Origin of the sequence: Pseudomonas sp. Pdm06, from assembly GCF_014851795.1 — a bacterium.
Lineage (GTDB): Bacteria > Pseudomonadota > Gammaproteobacteria > Pseudomonadales > Pseudomonadaceae > Aquipseudomonas > Aquipseudomonas fluorescens_AA.
Genome location: NZ_JACVAH010000010.1, coordinates 78782 through 93541, shown reverse-complemented (window position 1 = coordinate 93541; position 14760 = coordinate 78782). Strand labels below are relative to the sequence as shown.

Annotated in this window: 15 protein-coding genes; 14 read left to right on the top strand and 1 reads right to left on the bottom strand. The window is 64.4% G+C overall.

Annotated elements, in window-relative coordinates:
• Positions 1-198 precede the first annotated feature (198 nt).
• From IB266_RS17400 to IB266_RS17335, 14 genes are read left to right on the top strand one after another with little or no spacing between them, the layout of a single operon-like run.
• A complete protein-coding gene (locus IB266_RS17400) occupies positions 199-933 on the top strand; it encodes a glycosyltransferase family 2 protein (protein ID WP_092173568.1) in 735 nt (244 codons plus the stop codon).
• A complete protein-coding gene (locus IB266_RS17395) occupies positions 930-1874 on the top strand; it encodes a glycosyl transferase (protein WP_192261910.1) in 945 nt (314 codons plus the stop codon). The genes IB266_RS17400 and IB266_RS17395 overlap by 4 nt, the downstream gene beginning before the upstream one ends.
• Positions 1855-3399: an HAL/PAL/TAL family ammonia-lyase gene (locus tag IB266_RS17390; RefSeq protein WP_192261909.1), complete on the top strand. Its 1545-nt coding sequence runs from the start codon at positions 1855-1857 to the stop codon at positions 3397-3399. Before IB266_RS17395 ends, IB266_RS17390 begins: the two co-directional genes overlap by 20 nt.
• Complete coding sequence (locus IB266_RS17385; protein WP_060739517.1) at positions 3392-3817, top strand: acyl-CoA thioesterase; 426 nt, start codon at positions 3392-3394, stop codon at positions 3815-3817. The genes IB266_RS17390 and IB266_RS17385 overlap by 8 nt, the downstream gene beginning before the upstream one ends.
• Positions 3814-4407 (top strand): outer membrane lipoprotein carrier protein LolA, encoded by a 594-nt coding sequence (locus IB266_RS17380; RefSeq protein WP_092173584.1) that lies wholly within the window; start codon positions 3814-3816, stop codon positions 4405-4407. The genes IB266_RS17385 and IB266_RS17380 overlap by 4 nt, the downstream gene beginning before the upstream one ends.
• Positions 4391-6730: an MMPL family transporter gene (locus tag IB266_RS17375; RefSeq protein WP_192261908.1), complete on the top strand. Its 2340-nt coding sequence runs from the start codon at positions 4391-4393 to the stop codon at positions 6728-6730. Before IB266_RS17380 ends, IB266_RS17375 begins: the two co-directional genes overlap by 17 nt.
• A 22-nt stretch (positions 6731-6752) precedes the next feature.
• The gene (locus tag IB266_RS17370; RefSeq protein ID WP_192261907.1) at positions 6753-8012 is read left to right on the top strand and encodes an NAD(P)/FAD-dependent oxidoreductase; all 1260 of its coding nucleotides are present in this window, start codon (positions 6753-6755) and stop codon (positions 8010-8012) included.
• Positions 8009-8737: a class I SAM-dependent methyltransferase gene (locus IB266_RS17365; protein WP_192261906.1), complete on the top strand. Its 729-nt coding sequence runs from the start codon at positions 8009-8011 to the stop codon at positions 8735-8737. The genes IB266_RS17370 and IB266_RS17365 overlap by 4 nt, the downstream gene beginning before the upstream one ends.
• Entirely contained in the window at positions 8734-9216 is a 483-nt protein-coding gene (locus tag IB266_RS17360; protein WP_192261905.1) for a DUF3261 domain-containing protein, read from the top strand. The genes IB266_RS17365 and IB266_RS17360 overlap by 4 nt, the downstream gene beginning before the upstream one ends.
• A complete protein-coding gene (locus tag IB266_RS17355) occupies positions 9213-10409 on the top strand; it encodes a beta-ketoacyl-[acyl-carrier-protein] synthase family protein (RefSeq protein WP_192261904.1) in 1197 nt (398 codons plus the stop codon). The genes IB266_RS17360 and IB266_RS17355 overlap by 4 nt, the downstream gene beginning before the upstream one ends.
• Positions 10406-10873, top strand: a complete 468-nt coding sequence (locus IB266_RS17350; protein ID WP_092203402.1) for a hotdog family protein — start codon at positions 10406-10408, stop codon at positions 10871-10873. The genes IB266_RS17355 and IB266_RS17350 overlap by 4 nt, the downstream gene beginning before the upstream one ends.
• Positions 10870-11598, top strand: coding sequence for a 3-ketoacyl-ACP reductase FabG2 (locus IB266_RS17345; protein WP_072407283.1), 729 nt, complete (start codon positions 10870-10872; stop codon positions 11596-11598). The genes IB266_RS17350 and IB266_RS17345 overlap by 4 nt, the downstream gene beginning before the upstream one ends.
• Complete coding sequence (locus tag IB266_RS17340) at positions 11598-12824, top strand: beta-ketoacyl-ACP synthase (RefSeq protein WP_192261903.1); 1227 nt, start codon at positions 11598-11600, stop codon at positions 12822-12824. Before IB266_RS17345 ends, IB266_RS17340 begins: the two co-directional genes overlap by 1 nt.
• Positions 12825-12867: 43 nt before the next feature.
• Positions 12868-13314 (top strand): hypothetical protein, encoded by a 447-nt coding sequence (locus IB266_RS17335; RefSeq protein ID WP_003197008.1) that lies wholly within the window; start codon positions 12868-12870, stop codon positions 13312-13314.
• Positions 13315-13992: 678 nt separating this feature from the next.
• Here IB266_RS17335 and IB266_RS17330 read toward each other — a convergent pair.
• A complete protein-coding gene (locus tag IB266_RS17330; RefSeq protein ID WP_192261902.1) occupies positions 13993-14526 on the bottom strand; it encodes a PAAR domain-containing protein in 534 nt (177 codons plus the stop codon).
• Between the last annotated feature and the right edge of the window lie 234 nt (positions 14527-14760).

Below are 14760 nucleotides of genomic sequence, written 5' to 3'. Positions count from 1 at the left end.
CTGCCCTCCTGTGGCGAGGGAGCTTGCTCCCGCTGGGCGGCGTAGGAGCTGACGAGTGCAACGAGGCTGCGATCTTGTCCCAGACAGTTGAGTCGCAAGTGAAAGATCAACATCAAAAGATCGCAGCCTTCGGCAGCTCCTACAGCGGGAGCAAGCTCCCTCGCCACAAAATGCACCTTAGCCACCGAGACATGCCGCATGCATAACCCCTGCGCCGTCATCCCGGTCTACAACCACGAAACCGCCATCTCGGCGGTGGTCCAGGCGTTGCTCGCCAACGGCCTGCCCTGCGTACTGGTGGATGACGCCAGCAACCCGGCATGTGCCGCCGTACTGGAACGACTGGCCGAGGGCGAGCAGGTGCATCTGGTCAGGCTGGCCGTCAACCAGGGCAAGGGCGGCGCGGTCATGACCGGCTTGCGCGAAGCGTCGCGCCTGGGTTTCAGCCACGCCTTGCAGGTGGACGCCGACGGGCAGCACGATCTGGGTGATGTGAAGACCTTCATCGAGCAATCCCGTGCCCACCCGGACGCAGTGATCTGCGGCTATCCGCACTACGACGCCAGCGTGCCGAAAGGTCGCCTGTACGCGCGCTACCTGACCCACGTCATGGTCTGGATCAACAGCCTGTCCCTGCAAATCCGCGACTCGATGTGCGGCTTTCGGGTCTACCCCTTGGCACCGACCCTGGCGCTGATCGACTCGGCCAATATCGGCAAACGCATGGATTTCGACTCGGACATCCTGGTGCGCCTGGCCTGGCGCAATCAGCCGATGCACTGGCTGCACACCCGAGTCCATTACCCTCAGGACGGCGTTTCGCATTTTCGCCTGTTCCACGACAACGTGCTGATTTCCAGCATGCACACCCGGCTGTTCTTCGGCATGCTGGTGCGCGCGCCCCTGATCCTCTGGCGACGGTGGCGGACATGAGCCTTCAGGCAGACAAGCAACATTGGGCCGACCGCCAGGAGCGCGGCAGCTTCTGGCTGATGAAACTCACCGCGCTCGCCGCCAAGGTGCTCGGCCGACGCTTGTTGACCCCGGTGCTGTACGGCATCGTCCTGTACTTTTTCATTTTCGGCCGCAGCGCGCGCCAGGCGGCCTGGCAATACCAGCAACGCCTGGCCGACTGGAGCGCACGCCCCGAACTGCGCCCGACCCGCTGGCGGGTGTTCGGGCAGTTCATGGCGTTCGCCGATTCCTTGCTCGACAAGCTCGACGTCTGGAACGGCAAGCTGAGCATCGACCAGATCGAAATCGTCGACCCGGCGCTACTGCGCAATCACCTGCGCGATGCCCGTGGGCAAATGCTGGTGGGCGCGCACCTGGGCAACCTGGAGATGTGCCGGGCCCTGGCCGAGCTGGGCGAGAAAGTGACCATGAACGTGCTGGTGCACACCAAGCACGCCGAGCAGTTCAACCGTTTGCTGGGCGAGGCCGGTGCCACGCACTTGCGGCTGATCCAGGTCAGTGAGCTGAACCCGGTGATCATGTTGCAACTGAGCGAGCGCCTGGAGCGCGGCGAGTGGCTGGCGATTGCCGGCGACCGCGTGCCACTGCACGGCGGACGCAGCGTGACCGTGGACTTCATGGGCCACCCGGCGGCATTCCCCCAGGGGCCCTGGCTGCTGGCCGGCCTGCTGAAATGCCCGGTCAACCTGCTGATGTGCCTCAAGCACGAGGGGCGCTATCGCGTCACGCTCGAACCCTTCGCCGATGCCGTGGTGTGGAAACGCAACGAGCGCGAACAAGTGATCGCCCATTGGGCCGGCCACTATGCCGAGCGCCTGGCGCAGTACTGCCTCCAGGGCCCCCAACAGTGGTTCAACTTTTACCCTTTCTGGAAGACCGATGACGATGCCCACTCTTGAGCCGGTAACCTTCGGCGAACGCCCCCTGCGCATCGAAGATGTGCTGGCCCTGGCCAACCGTCAGGCCGCGACGCAGTTGCAGGATGACCCGGCGTTCCGCCAGCGCATCGCCAAGGGTGCGCAATTCCTCGACTCCTTGCTGGACAAGGAAGGCGTGATCTACGGCGTGACCACCGGCTACGGTGACTCTTGCGTGGTGGCGGTGCCGCTGCACCATGTCGAGGCCCTGCCGCGTCACCTGTACACGTTCCACGGCTGTGGCCTGGGCAAGCTGCTGGACGCCCAGGCCACCCGCGCGGTGCTGGCGGCGCGCTTGCAGTCGCTGTGCCACGGCGTGTCCGGGGTGCGGGTGGAACTGCTGGAGCGGCTCCAGGCCTTTCTCGAACACGACATCCTGCCGCTGATCCCGGAAGAAGGTTCAGTGGGCGCCAGCGGCGACCTGACGCCGCTGTCCTACGTCGCCGCCACGCTGTCCGGTGAACGGGAAGTGATGTTCCGCGGCGAGCGGCGCCTGGCCGCCGATGTGCACCGTGAGTTGGGCTGGACCCCACTGGTGCTGCGGCCCAAGGAAGCCCTGGCGCTGATGAACGGCACCGCTGTGATGACCGGCCTGGCCTGCCTGGCCTTCGCCCGGGCCGACTACCTGCTGCAACTGGCGACCCGTATCACCGCGTTGAACGTCGTCGCCCTGCAAGGCAACCCGGAACATTTCGACGAGCGCCTGTTCGCCGCCAAGCCACACCCGGGGCAAATGCAGGTCGCCGCGTGGCTGCGCAAGGACCTGGCGATCGATGCGCCGACAGCGCCGCTGCATCGCCTGCAGGATCGCTATTCCCTGCGCTGCGCGCCCCATGTACTCGGCGTGCTGGCCGACAGCCTGGGCTGGCTGCGTTCGTTCATCGAGACCGAACTCAACAGCGCCAACGACAATCCGATCATCGACGCCGAAGCCGAGCGCGTGCTCCACGGCGGGCATTTCTACGGCGGGCATATCGCCTTCGCCATGGACAGCCTGAAGAACCTGGTGGCCAACGTCGCCGACCTGCTCGACCGGCAACTTGCCTTGCTGGTGGACGAGCGCTACAACCATGGCCTGCCGAGCAACCTGTCCGGCGCCAGCGCCGAGCGGGCGATGCTCAACCATGGCTTCAAGGCCGTGCAGATCGGCACCAGCGCCTGGACCGCCGAGGCGCTGAAAAACACCATGCCGGCCAGCGTGTTCTCGCGTTCCACCGAATGTCACAACCAGGACAAGGTGAGCATGGGCACCATCGCCGCCCGGGACGCGATCCGCGTGCTGGAACTGACCGAACAGGTCGCCGCCGCCACGTTGCTGGCGGCCAACCAGGGCGTATGGCTGCGCAGCCGTGCTGAAGACGCGCGGCCGTTGCCGCCGGCCCTGGCCGCCATGCACCAGCAACTGGCGGAGGATTTCGCTCCGGTCATCGAAGACCGCGCCCTGGAAGGCGAATTGCGCCTGTGCCTGCAACGCATTGCCGAACAACATTGGAGGCTGCATGCGTAGCCAAGGCGTTCTGCACGTCGACACCCACATCGTGGTGCCGTTTTTCGACGTCGATTCGATGAACGTGGTCTGGCACGGCCACTACGTCAAATACCTGGAAGTGGCTCGCTGTGCGCTGCTCGACCTGATCGGCCACAACTACAACGATATGCTCGAGTCCGGCCATGCCTGGCCGGTCATCGACCTGCAACTGCGCTACGTGCGCAGCGCCGTGTTCGGCCAGGCCCTGACCGTGCGTGCCAGCCTGGTGGAGTGGGAAAACCGGCTGAAGATCAATTACCTGATCAGCGACGCAGCCACCGGCGAGCGCTTGACCCGCGCCAGTTCGGTACAAGTGGCCGTGGACATCGCCAGCCGCGAAATGCTGCTGGCCTCGCCCCGGGTCTTTGTCGAAGCCGTCGAAAGGAAACTGCCATGAAACGCTTGTCGATCTGGCTGCTGCTGTGTTGCCTGGCGCCGTTGGCCCAGGCTTTCGACCTGCAGCAGTTGAGCGACCAACTGGCCCGCCCGGAGGTGATCCACGGCCAGTTCATCCAGGAAAAACACCTGCGCGCACTGCCCCAGCCTCTCACCAGCAAGGGCCGCTTCGTACTGGCGAAAAACCACGGCCTGCTGTGGCTGCTGCAAACCCCGCTGCAACAGGACTACCGCATTACCGCCCAGGGCATCGCCCGGCGGGATGGCAATGCCTGGCAGATGCTGCCGAACAAGAGCGCCGGCGCCGAGCAGAACCGCCTGTTCCTGGCGGTATTGCAGGGCGACAGCAGTGGCTTGCAACGGGATTTCGAACTGAGCCTGTCCGGCGAGCCACAGCAGTGGAAACTCACCCTGACCCCGCGCTCGGTGCTGCTCAAGCAGGTCTTCAACCAGATCAACATTGACGGAGGCGAACTGGTCCAGCGCATCGAACTGCTGGAAACCCAGGGCGACAGCACCGTGCTGCGCATGCAGGACGCCACCAGCGCGCAACCTTTGAGCGAAGCGGAGCAACATGATTTTGCCGAGTGAACGGATGCTGCCCCGGCTGTTCCTGATCCTACTGCTGGCCGTGCTCGCGCTCGCCGGCTGGCAGTGGCGCAACGGCGCGCCGCTGTCGGCCAATCTCATGGAACTGGTGCCGGGCACGTCGCCCGATGCCCTGGAACTGATCGCCGAGCAGCGCATGCAGGAACCGTTGAATCGCGAGGTGCTGGTGCTGGTCGGTCATGCCGATCGCCAGCAAGCCATCGCCCTGGCGCAAACCCTGGGCGAGCAATGGCAGGCCAGCGGCCTGTTCGACAAGGTGCAATGGACATTGCAGGCCGACTTGCCGGCGTTGCGTACGCAACTGCTCAACGGGCGATTGGCGATGCTCTCGGCGGCGGACCGGCAGCAACTGATCGAACAGCCCCAGGCGTTCATCCAGCAACGAGTACAGGCCCTGTTCGACCCGTTCAGCGGCTTCAGCCTGGTGCCGAACCAGGACGATTGGCTGGGCCTGACCGGGCGTATCCAGAACAGCCAGCCCCAACGCGGCGCGATCAAATTCGACATCGGCAGCGGGGCCCTGGTCGCCGATGCCGACGGTAAAAGCTGGGTGATGCTGCGGGCCCGTGCCCAGGGCACCGCCTTCGACATGAACCTGCCGCTGCAAGTGGCCGAGCTGCTGCAACGCAGCCGCGACCAGGCGAGCCAGGCCCAAGGGCAACTGCTGGCGGCCAGCGGCCTGCTGTACGCCGCCAGCGGCCAGCAACAGGCGTCGCGGGAAATCACCTGGGTCGGCGGTGGCGCGACGGTCGGCATTTTGCTGCTGCTGTTGCTGGCCTTCCGACGCCTGCGGGTGTGGCTGGCGTTCGTGCCGGTGCTGGTGGGCATGCTGTTCGGTGCCGTGGCGTGCGTGGCCTTGTTCGGACGCATGCATGTGATGACCCTGGTATTGGGTTCCAGCCTGATCGGCGTCGCGGTGGATTACCCCCTGCACTACCTGTCCAAGAGCTGGAGCCTCAAGCCATGGCGCAGCTGGCCGGCCTTGCGCCTGACCCTGCCGGGGCTGAGCCTGAGCCTGGCGACCACCTGCATCGGCTACCTGGCCCTGGCCTGGACGCCGTTCCCGGCCCTGACCCAGATCGCGATATTTTCCGCCGCCGGGCTGGTGGGTGCCTACTTGACCGCGGTGTGCCTGTTGCCGGCGCTGCTCAACGGTGCGGATTTGCGTCCGGCCCAGTGGCCGCTGCGGCTGTGCGAATGCCTGCTCCAGATCCGCCAGGCGTTGTTGGCACGGGTGCCTACGCCAGTGCTGCTGGTGTTGCTGCTGAGTTTCTGCGCGGGCGGCCTCTGGCACCTGACCACGAAAAACGACATCCGCCAGTGGATCGGCACGCCTCAGCACCTCACCGACGAAGCCCGCGAGATCGCGCGCATCACCGGCTTCCAGCCCACCAGCCAGTTCTTCCTGATCCGCGCCGACAATCAGTCTCAACTGCTGGAGCGCCAGACCGCCCTCAACGAGCGGCTGGATCAGTTGATCGCCCTGGAAAAACTCCAGGGCTACCTGTCGCTGAACCAACTGGTGAGCCCGCCCGCCGACCAGCAGAAAGTGCGTGAGGCCCTGGCCCGGTTGCCGGCTGTCTGGCAGCCGTTGCTGGACCTGGGCGTGCCGGTCGCCGCGCTGCAAGCGGAACTGGCGCAATTGCAGGCCTTGCCGGTGACCGACATCGATGCCGCGCTGGCCGGGCCCCTGGCCGAGCCGTACCGCACGCTCTGGCTCGGCCCCACCGCGCAAGGCGTGGCCGCCATGATCAGCCTGCAAGGCTTGAACGATGCCGCGCTGCTGCGGGTGCAAGCCGTGGACCTGCCGGGGGTACAACTGGTGGATCGCCTGGGGGACCTGAACCGGGTCTTCGCCGCCACGCAGGTCAGCGCCGCCGAGTTGAAACTGGCCTCCTGCGTGCTGATCGTGCTGGTGCTGATCTGGCCGTTCGGGGTCGGTGCGGCGTTGCGCATCGTCGCCCTGCCATTGCTGGCCGCGCTGTGCAGCCTGGCGAGCCTCGGCTGGCTGGGGCAGCCACTGACCCTGTTCAGCCTGTTCGGCCTGCTGCTGGTGACGGCCATCGGCGTCGATTACGCGATCCTGATGCGCGAGCAGATTGGTGGCGCGGCGGTGAGCCTGCTGGGCACTTTCCTGGCAGCGATCACTACCTGGCTGTCGTTCGGCCTGCTGGCGCTTTCCAGCACACCGGCGGTGAGTAACTTCGGCCTGGCGGTGAGCCTGGGGCTGGCTTTCAGTTTCATGCTGGCGCCGTGGGCCGGACGTCACGAACACCCCACATCCGCTCAAGAAGACCAACGATGATTACGGAACTCGAGGAATCCCAATGCCTGTGACTGAAACGGAACATCGCCAGGTCGTCGTCATCGGTGCCGGCCCCTCCGGGGCCATTGCCGCCGCGCTGCTCAAGCGCAAGGGCCACGATGTGCTGGTCATCGAGCGCCAGCATTTCCCACGGTTCTCCATCGGTGAGAGCCTGTTGTCCCATTGCCTGGATTTCGTTGAAGAAGCCGGCATGCTCGACGCGGTGAATGCCGCTGGGTTCCAGCGCAAGAACGGCGCCGCGTTTGCCTGGGGCGAGCGCTACAGCGCCTTTGACTTCGGCGATACCTTCAGCAACGGCAAGCCCACCACTTTCCAGGTGCAACGGGCCGACTTCGACAAGTTGCTGGCCGACCAGGCCGCCCTGCAAGGCGTGGAGATCCGCTACGGCCAAGCGATTGCCAGTGCCGACTTCACCCTCGTCAAACCACGACTGGGCGTGCAGCGTGAAGACGGCAGCCAGTACTGCGTCGAAGCTGACTTCGTGCTCGATGCCAGCGGCTACGGTCGCGTCCTGCCGCGCCTGCTGGACCTTGAAGCGCCGTCGAACTTCCCGCTGCGCCAGGCCGTGTTCACGCACATCGAGGATCGTATCGACACTCCGGCGTTCGACCGGGAAAAGATCCTCATCACCACCCACCCGAGCAAACGTGACGTGTGGTTCTGGACCATTCCGTTCAGCGGCGGGCGCTGCTCGGTGGGCGTGGTCGCGGCGGCGGAACATTTCGCCGGCCGCACCGACGACCTCGATGCCTGCCTGCGTGGTTTCATCGACGAAACCCCAAGCCTGGCCGGCGTACTGCAAAATGCGGAGTGGGACACCCCGGCGCGGACCATCGGCGGCTACTCGGCCAACGTCAAGACCCTGCACGGCCCGGGCTTTGCCCTGTTGGGCAACGCCGCGGAATTCCTCGACCCGGTGTTCTCCTCCGGTGTGACCATTGCCATGCGTTCGGCGAGCATGGCCGCCGACGTACTCCACCGCCAGCTCCAAGGCGAAAGCGTCGATTGGCAAAGCGAGTTTGCCGAGCCGCTCAAGCGCGGCGTCGACACCTTCCGCTGCTATGTCGAAGGCTGGTACGCCGGCACCTTCCAGGACGTGATTTTCTACACCGAAGGTTCAGACGACATCCGGCGCATGATCAGTTCGATCCTGGCTGGCTACGCCTGGGATCAACGCAACCCGTTTGTCAGTGAACCCAAGCGGCGCCTGCGCATGCTCTCGGAAATCTGCGCAAGCCCGGCGCCGAGTCAGCAACCATGAGCTACCTGAGCGACAACTACGTCGAAGAAACCCGCTTCGGCTTCTGGTTCCTGCGCAGCCACACCTGGCAGCACCACGTGTTGCGCGTGGCGATCAACGACCTGCGCAGCCTGTTCAGCACCGCGCTGCCAGCAAATCCGGTGCTGCTGGACGCCGGCTGCGGCCAGGGCAAATCATTCCAGTACCTGCGCCAGGTGTTCGCGCCACAACGCCTGATCGGCGTGGATGCCGACCCTCACAGCCTGGACCTGAGCCGGGAGGAAGCCGCGCGCCAAGGCATGACCGTGGAACTGATCGGCAGCGACTGCGCGACCTTGGCGGTGCCCGACGCCAGCGTCGACCTGCTGTTCTGCCACCAGACGTTCCATCACCTGGTGGAGCAGGAAAAAGCCCTCGCCGAGTTCTACCGCGTACTCAAGCCCGGCGGCTATTTGATGTTCGCCGAATCCACCGAAGCCTACATCGATACCTGGGTGATCCGCTGGCTGTTCCGCCACCCCATGCACGTGCAGAAAAGTGCCGCGCAGTACCTGCAGATGATCCGCGATCAAGGGTTCCGGTTCGAAGACCGCAACGTCTCCTACCCGTACCTGTGGTGGAGCCGTGCCAAGGATTTCGGCCTGCTGGAGCGCTTTGGCCTGCGCCGGCCCAAGCCATTTGGCGAGCGTGAGGAAACCCTGGTCAATGTGGTGGCGCGCAAACCTGGCGAAGGGGCTGCCGGATGATCCGTGGCCTGCTGATCGCCTGTGTGTTGCTGCTCAGCGCCTGCGCCAGCCAGGCGCCGCTGCCCGCCCGCACGCCGACCCTGGCGTTGCCGATGCAACTGCACATCGAGCGGACCCTGGCCGGCCAACGCCAGGACTGGCTACTGGTGATCCAGCGCGAAGACACCGGCATCCGTTGGTCGATGATGGACCCGCTGGGCATTCCCGTGGCCCGCCAGCGCCTGGTCGACGGCCAGTGGCAGGCCGACGGTCTGCTGCCACCCAATGCCGAGGCCCGGGAGTTGTTCGCCGCGCTGTTGTTCGCCCTGACCCCCGAAGCCGAGCTGTCCGGCAACTATCCGGCGGCCCGGCGACAGGCGTCGCAACGGACCCTCGATAATCGCTGGCAGGTGCGCTACACGCAGCCGCTGGATTTTGAAATGAGCCTGCCCCAAGGCCCCCGCTACCGCATCACACCGTTGACCGAGAACGCCCCATGACCGCCTACCTGAATGCCCTCGGGGTGATCTGCGCCCTGGGCCGCGACAAGCACACTGTCGCGCGCAACCTGTTTGCCGGCGACTGCTCGGGCGTGCGCAGCGAGGATGGCTGGGTGGCCGAACGGGCCTTGCCGGTCGCCGCGGTACCGGGTGAACTCGCGCCCATCCCCCCTGCCCTGGCGGCGCAACGCAGCCGTAATAATCAACTGCTGTTGGAAGCGGGGTTGCAGATTCGCACCGAGATCGACCAGGCCATCCAGGCCTACGGTCGCGCTCGCATCGGCATCGTCCTGGGCACCAGTACGTCGGGCATCGATGAGGCCAGCCAGGGCATTGCCCACTACCTGCGCGAGCAGCGCTTCCCCGACGGCTACGACTACCAGCAACAGGAACTCAGCGCGCCGGCCAACTTTCTTTCCGACTGGCTCGGCCTGAGCGGCCCGTCCTACGTGATTTCCACGGCCTGTACCTCCAGCGCCCGCGCCTTGATGAGCGCCCGGCGCCTGTTGGACCTGGGCCTGTGCGATGCGGTGCTGTGCGGCGGCGTGGACAGCCTGTGCAAACTGACCCTCAACGGTTTTTCCGCGTTGGAAGCAGTGTCGAACGAACGCTGCAATCCGTTCTCGGTGAACCGCAGCGGCATCAACATTGGCGAAGCGGCGGTGCTGTTTCTCATGAGCAAAACGCCAGGCGAGGGAACGCCGATTGCCTTGCTCGGCGACGGCGCCAGTTCCGATGCCCACCATATCTCCGCGCCCGAACCCAGCGGTCGCGGCGCGCGCCAGGCCATGGAAAAAGCCCTGCGCTGCGCCGGCCTCGACGCCCGCCAGATCGACTACCTGAACCTGCATGGCACCGCCACGCAACACAACGACGCCATGGAAAGCCAGGCCGTGGCCGGGCTGTTCCCGGCGGGCGTGCCCTGCTCGTCCACCAAGCCCATGACCGGCCATACCCTCGGCGCGGCCGGGGCGCTGGAAGCGGCGTTCTGCTGGCTGGCCCTGAGCACACAAAACACCGCCCAGGCCCTGCCGCCGCACATCTGGGACGGCCAGGCCGATCCTGCCCTGCCAGCGCTCGACTGGGTCACCGCCAACACCCGCCTGAAACCCGCCACCGCGCGCCGCCTGATGAGCAATTCATTTGCCTTCGGCGGCAACAACGTCAGCCTGATTATCGGAGACGCCCCATGACTGACTGGCCGCTCGCCGAACTGCTGCCCCATGCCGGCGACATGATCCTCATCGACCGGATCCTGTCGTTCGATGACGAACAGATCCACACCCACGCCACCGTCAAGCCCGGCGGTTTGTTCAACCGCGACGACGGCGCACTGCCGGCCTGGGTCGGCATCGAGCTGATGGCCCAGAGTGTCGCGGCGTTTGCCGGTTGCCACGCCCGCCGACGCGGCGATGCCGTGGAGTTGGGCTTTTTGCTCGGCACCCGCAAGTTCGAATGCAACGTCGACTGCTTTCCCGTCGGCACCGAGCTGAGCATCCATGGCGTGCGCTCCCTGGAAGACGACAACGGCATGGGCGTGTTCGAATGCCACATCCACGCCCCCGGCATCCATGCCACGGCCCGGCTCAATGTATTCCGTCCGCCCCAGGCTGCCCATTACCTTCATGAACCGTCCGCAACAGGAACCCCGCCATGACTGAATCCGTACTGGTCACCGGCTCCAGCCGTGGCATCGGCCGCGCCATCGCCCTGCGCCTGGCCCAGGCCGGGCACGACATCGTGCTGCACTGCCGCAGCGGTCGCGCCGAGGCCGAGGCGGTCCAGGCACAAATCCAGGCCCTGGGCCGCAACGTCCGGGTGCTGCAATTCGACGTGGCCGACCGCGCCGCTTGCAAGGCCATTCTCGAAGCCGATGTCGAAGCCCACGGCGCCTATTACGGCGTGGTGCTCAATGCCGGCCTGACCCGCGACGGCGCCTTCCCGGCCCTGAGCGAAGACGACTGGGATGTGGTGATGCGCACCAACCTCGACGGTTTCTACAACGTACTGCACCCGGTGATGATGCCGATGATCCGTCGTCGCGCCGCCGGGAGGATCGTCTGCATCACTTCGGTTTCCGGGCTGATCGGCAATCGCGGCCAGGTCAACTACAGTGCTTCGAAGGCCGGTTTGATCGGCGCGGCCAAGGCGTTGGCAATCGAGCTGGGCAAGCGCAAGATCACCGTCAATTGCGTCGCGCCGGGGTTGATCGACACCGCCATGCTCGATGAAAACGTACCCGTGGAAGAACTGATGAAAATGATCCCCGCCCAGCGCATGGGCACCCCGGAAGAAGTGGCTGGCGCGGTGAACTTCCTGATGTCCGCCGAAGCCGGCTACATCACCCGGCAGGTCCTGGCCGTCAACGGAGGCTTGTGCTGATGAAGCGCGTCGTCGTCACCGGCATGGCCGGCATCACCTCCGTGGGCAGCGACTGGGAAACCATCGCCAGCAACTTCGCCGCCAACCGCAGCGGCATCCGGCGCATGGATGAGTGGGACCGTTTCACCGAACTGAACACGCGCCTGGCCGGCCCCATCGACGACTTCCAGGTCCCGGCCCACTGGACCCGCAAGCAATTGCGCAGCATGGGGCGGGTCTCGCGCCTGGCAGTCGCGTCGGCGGAACAGGCCCTGGCCGACGCCGGCCTGCTGGGCGACGAATCGATCAAGGACGGGCGCATGGGCGTGTCCTGCGGTTCATCCACCGGCAGCACCGATGAGATCAAGGCGTTCGGCAACATGCTGCTCAACAGCGTGGCCGAAGGCCTGAACGCCAACTCCTATGTGCGCATGATGCCCCACACCACCGCGGCCAACATCAGCATCTTCTTCGGGCTGACCGGACGCCTGATCCCCACTTCCAGTGCCTGCACCAGCGGCAGCCACGGCATCGGCTATGCCTACGAGGCCATCAAGTTCGGGCGCCTGCCGTTGATGCTGGCCGGCGGCGCGGAAGAACTGTGCCCGACCGAAGCGATGGTTTTCGATGCGCTCTACGCCACCAGCCTGAAAAACGATGCGCCACAAACCAGCCCGCGTCCCTACGACAAAGGCCGCGATGGCCTGGTGATCGGCGAAGGTGCCGGCATGCTCGTGCTCGAGGAACTGGAACACGCCCTGGCCCGGGGCGCACGGATTCATGCCGAGATCGTTGGCTTCGGCAGCAACGCCGACGGCCAGCACGCCACCCGCCCCGAACTGGTCACCATGCGCCGGGCCATGGAATTGGCCCTGGAAGATGCCGGCCTCGAACCCTCGGCCATCGGCTACGTCAACGGCCATGGCACCGCCACCGAACAGGGCGACATCGCCGAAACCCTGGCCACCAGCAGCCTGTTTGGCGAGCACATGCCCATCAGCTCGCAGAAGAGCTTCCTCGGCCACACCCTGGGTGCCTGCGGGGCGCTGGAGTCCTGGTTCAGCATCGAAATGCTGAAGAGCGACCAGTACGTGCACACCTTCAACCTCGATGAGGTCGATCCCCAATGCGGCCAGCTCGACTACCTGCGCAGCGAGTTCAGGTCGATGAGCAACGAATACGTGATGAACAACAACTTCGCCTTTGGTGGGGTCAACACCTCGCTGATCTTCCGCCGCTGGCGCTGAATCGGATTCAAAACCCCGTTACCCCTACGTCAAGGAGACCATGATGTCGTTGAAGAAAATCGCCGTGACCGCCGCCCTGTTGCTCAGCACCCTGCCAAGCCTCAGCCAGGCCCGTGATACCGCGCTGTTCCTGCCGTTCGACAAGGTCGTCGCCGAAGCCATCCGCACCGGCAAGATCGACGGCAGCGTGAAGTTCTACCTGGCCGGCAACAAACCGGCTGGCAACGTCACCGTGGTCAGCCCCGGCGCCGTGACCAACAAGAAAACCAACGCCTTCAACAAGTCCGATGAAGTGGCCTGCGAATGGGTGCTGCAATCAGCCCTGATCAGCCTGCACCAGGCCGCCAAGAACGCCGGCGCCAACGCCGTCACCAACATCGTCAGCTTCTACAAGAGCAACGAACGCAAAGACCCCACCACCTACGAATGCCACGCCGGCGCGATCATGGCTGGTGTTGCGTTGAAAGGGGATTTGGCGAAGGTGCAGTAAAAAGCGCCGTTTGGGCCATTAGAGAAGCCTGGCAATTGATGCCAGGCCATCCCGCAACCCTCATGTGCGAGCTTGCTCGCAATAGCGCTGGGTCAGTACCGGCGATGTTGGCTGTACTGCCGTCATCGCGAGCAAGCCCGCTCCCACAGGGTTGGGTGCCGTACCCGGATATTGCGAACACCACAGTTCCACTGTGGGAGCGAGCTTGCTCGCGATAGCGCTGGGTCAGTACCGGCGATGTTGGCTGTGCTGCCGTCATCGCGAGCAAGCTCGCTCCCACAGGGTTTGGTGGCAGACCCGGATATTGCGAACACCACAGTTCCACTGTGGGAGCGGGCTTGCTCGCGATAGCGCTGGGTCAGTACCGGCGATGTTGGCTGTACTGCCGTCATCGCGAGCAAGCTCGCTCCCACAGGGTTTGGTGGCAGACCCGGATATTGCGAACACCACAGTTCCACTGTGGGAGCGAGCTTGCTCGCGATAGCGCTGGGTCAGTACCGGCGATGTTGGCTGTGCTGCCGTCATCGCGAGCAAGCTCGCTCCCACAGGGTTTGATATGTTGTCGGCACCCTCGCTTTCACAGGCATCAGGTAGATCACCTTCACTCTGTTTGAGTGTTCAGCATGAACCTTGTGGCGAGGGAGCTTGCTCCCGCTGGGCTGCGCAGCAGACCCTCGTTCATTGGATGTCTTCCTTCATCCCATTCGAGTGCAGGCGATGAACATCCGCCAGTTTAAGAGCAGGCAGGAAATCCTCCGCCATCGGCACGCCTTCACGCACGATGATCAGGAAACGTTTCTGAAGCGTATTGATGATTTCGTCGCCATTGCTCAAACGACTGCCGACCAGCGCGATATTGCTATTGGCTTGCCCCGCACCGGTGATGATCCGTGCCGTGCTGCCATCGGCATACACCACTTGGTCGCCTTTCTGCGCGGCGCATACTTTCCAGCCATTATCCAAGGTGAACGTCAATGAAGATGACACCTGCTGGATCGTTCCGCCGTACCGCGTCTGGCTACCCTCGGTGGCCACTCGATAAATAGCGATTGGCGGATGCGCTTGGACGAATGCTTTTTGTCGATTGACGAATGCCGCGACTTCTTCGCCGTAACCCTCCAGGTGGCGTTGCTCCAAGTACAAGTCATCCAAATGACAGAGAGCTTCACGGGAGATTTCGTTGGTATAGGGGGCATCCAAAGATGAGTGCATTTCCAGGGACCTTATTCATGGGCTTCAGGCTGCGTCCCTTGCCGCTGGGAAGGAGCACTGAGCCGGACGATTCGGAATGATGAATAAGACGTCGCAGCGCAGGCGAGTGGCAATCCCAAGGGCGTGGTACCTGGAACGAATAGGAAGTGTCTCAACTAGAAATGCGCGTTTTCCTACAGCACAGAGCGTTTATCTGGCGATTCGTTAAGCTTGGCTTCAATCGCTCGAAGAATG

Excerpts from the sequence above, each read along its gene's own strand:
- IB266_RS17400 (WP_092173568.1), top strand. The coding sequence starts at position 199 with ATGCATAACCCCTGCGCCGTCATCCCGGTCTACAACCACGAAACCGCC.
- IB266_RS17395 (WP_192261910.1), top strand. The coding sequence starts at position 930 with ATGAGCCTTCAGGCAGACAAGCAACATTGGGCCGACCGCCAGGAGCGC.
- IB266_RS17390 (WP_192261909.1), top strand. The coding sequence starts at position 1,855 with ATGACGATGCCCACTCTTGAGCCGGTAACCTTCGGCGAACGCCCCCTG.
- IB266_RS17385 (WP_060739517.1), top strand. The coding sequence starts at position 3,392 with ATGCGTAGCCAAGGCGTTCTGCACGTCGACACCCACATCGTGGTGCCG.
- IB266_RS17380 (WP_092173584.1), top strand. The coding sequence starts at position 3,814 with ATGAAACGCTTGTCGATCTGGCTGCTGCTGTGTTGCCTGGCGCCGTTG.
- IB266_RS17375 (WP_192261908.1), top strand. The coding sequence starts at position 4,391 with ATGATTTTGCCGAGTGAACGGATGCTGCCCCGGCTGTTCCTGATCCTA.
- IB266_RS17370 (WP_192261907.1), top strand. The coding sequence starts at position 6,753 with ATGCCTGTGACTGAAACGGAACATCGCCAGGTCGTCGTCATCGGTGCC.
- IB266_RS17365 (WP_192261906.1), top strand. The coding sequence starts at position 8,009 with ATGAGCTACCTGAGCGACAACTACGTCGAAGAAACCCGCTTCGGCTTC.
- IB266_RS17360 (WP_192261905.1), top strand. The coding sequence starts at position 8,734 with ATGATCCGTGGCCTGCTGATCGCCTGTGTGTTGCTGCTCAGCGCCTGC.
- IB266_RS17355 (WP_192261904.1), top strand. The coding sequence starts at position 9,213 with ATGACCGCCTACCTGAATGCCCTCGGGGTGATCTGCGCCCTGGGCCGC.
- IB266_RS17350 (WP_092203402.1), top strand. The coding sequence starts at position 10,406 with ATGACTGACTGGCCGCTCGCCGAACTGCTGCCCCATGCCGGCGACATG.
- IB266_RS17345 (WP_072407283.1), top strand. The coding sequence starts at position 10,870 with ATGACTGAATCCGTACTGGTCACCGGCTCCAGCCGTGGCATCGGCCGC.
- IB266_RS17340 (WP_192261903.1), top strand. The coding sequence starts at position 11,598 with ATGAAGCGCGTCGTCGTCACCGGCATGGCCGGCATCACCTCCGTGGGC.
- IB266_RS17335 (WP_003197008.1), top strand. The coding sequence starts at position 12,868 with ATGTCGTTGAAGAAAATCGCCGTGACCGCCGCCCTGTTGCTCAGCACC.
- IB266_RS17330 (WP_192261902.1), bottom strand. The coding sequence starts at position 14,526 with ATGCACTCATCTTTGGATGCCCCCTATACCAACGAAATCTCCCGTGAA.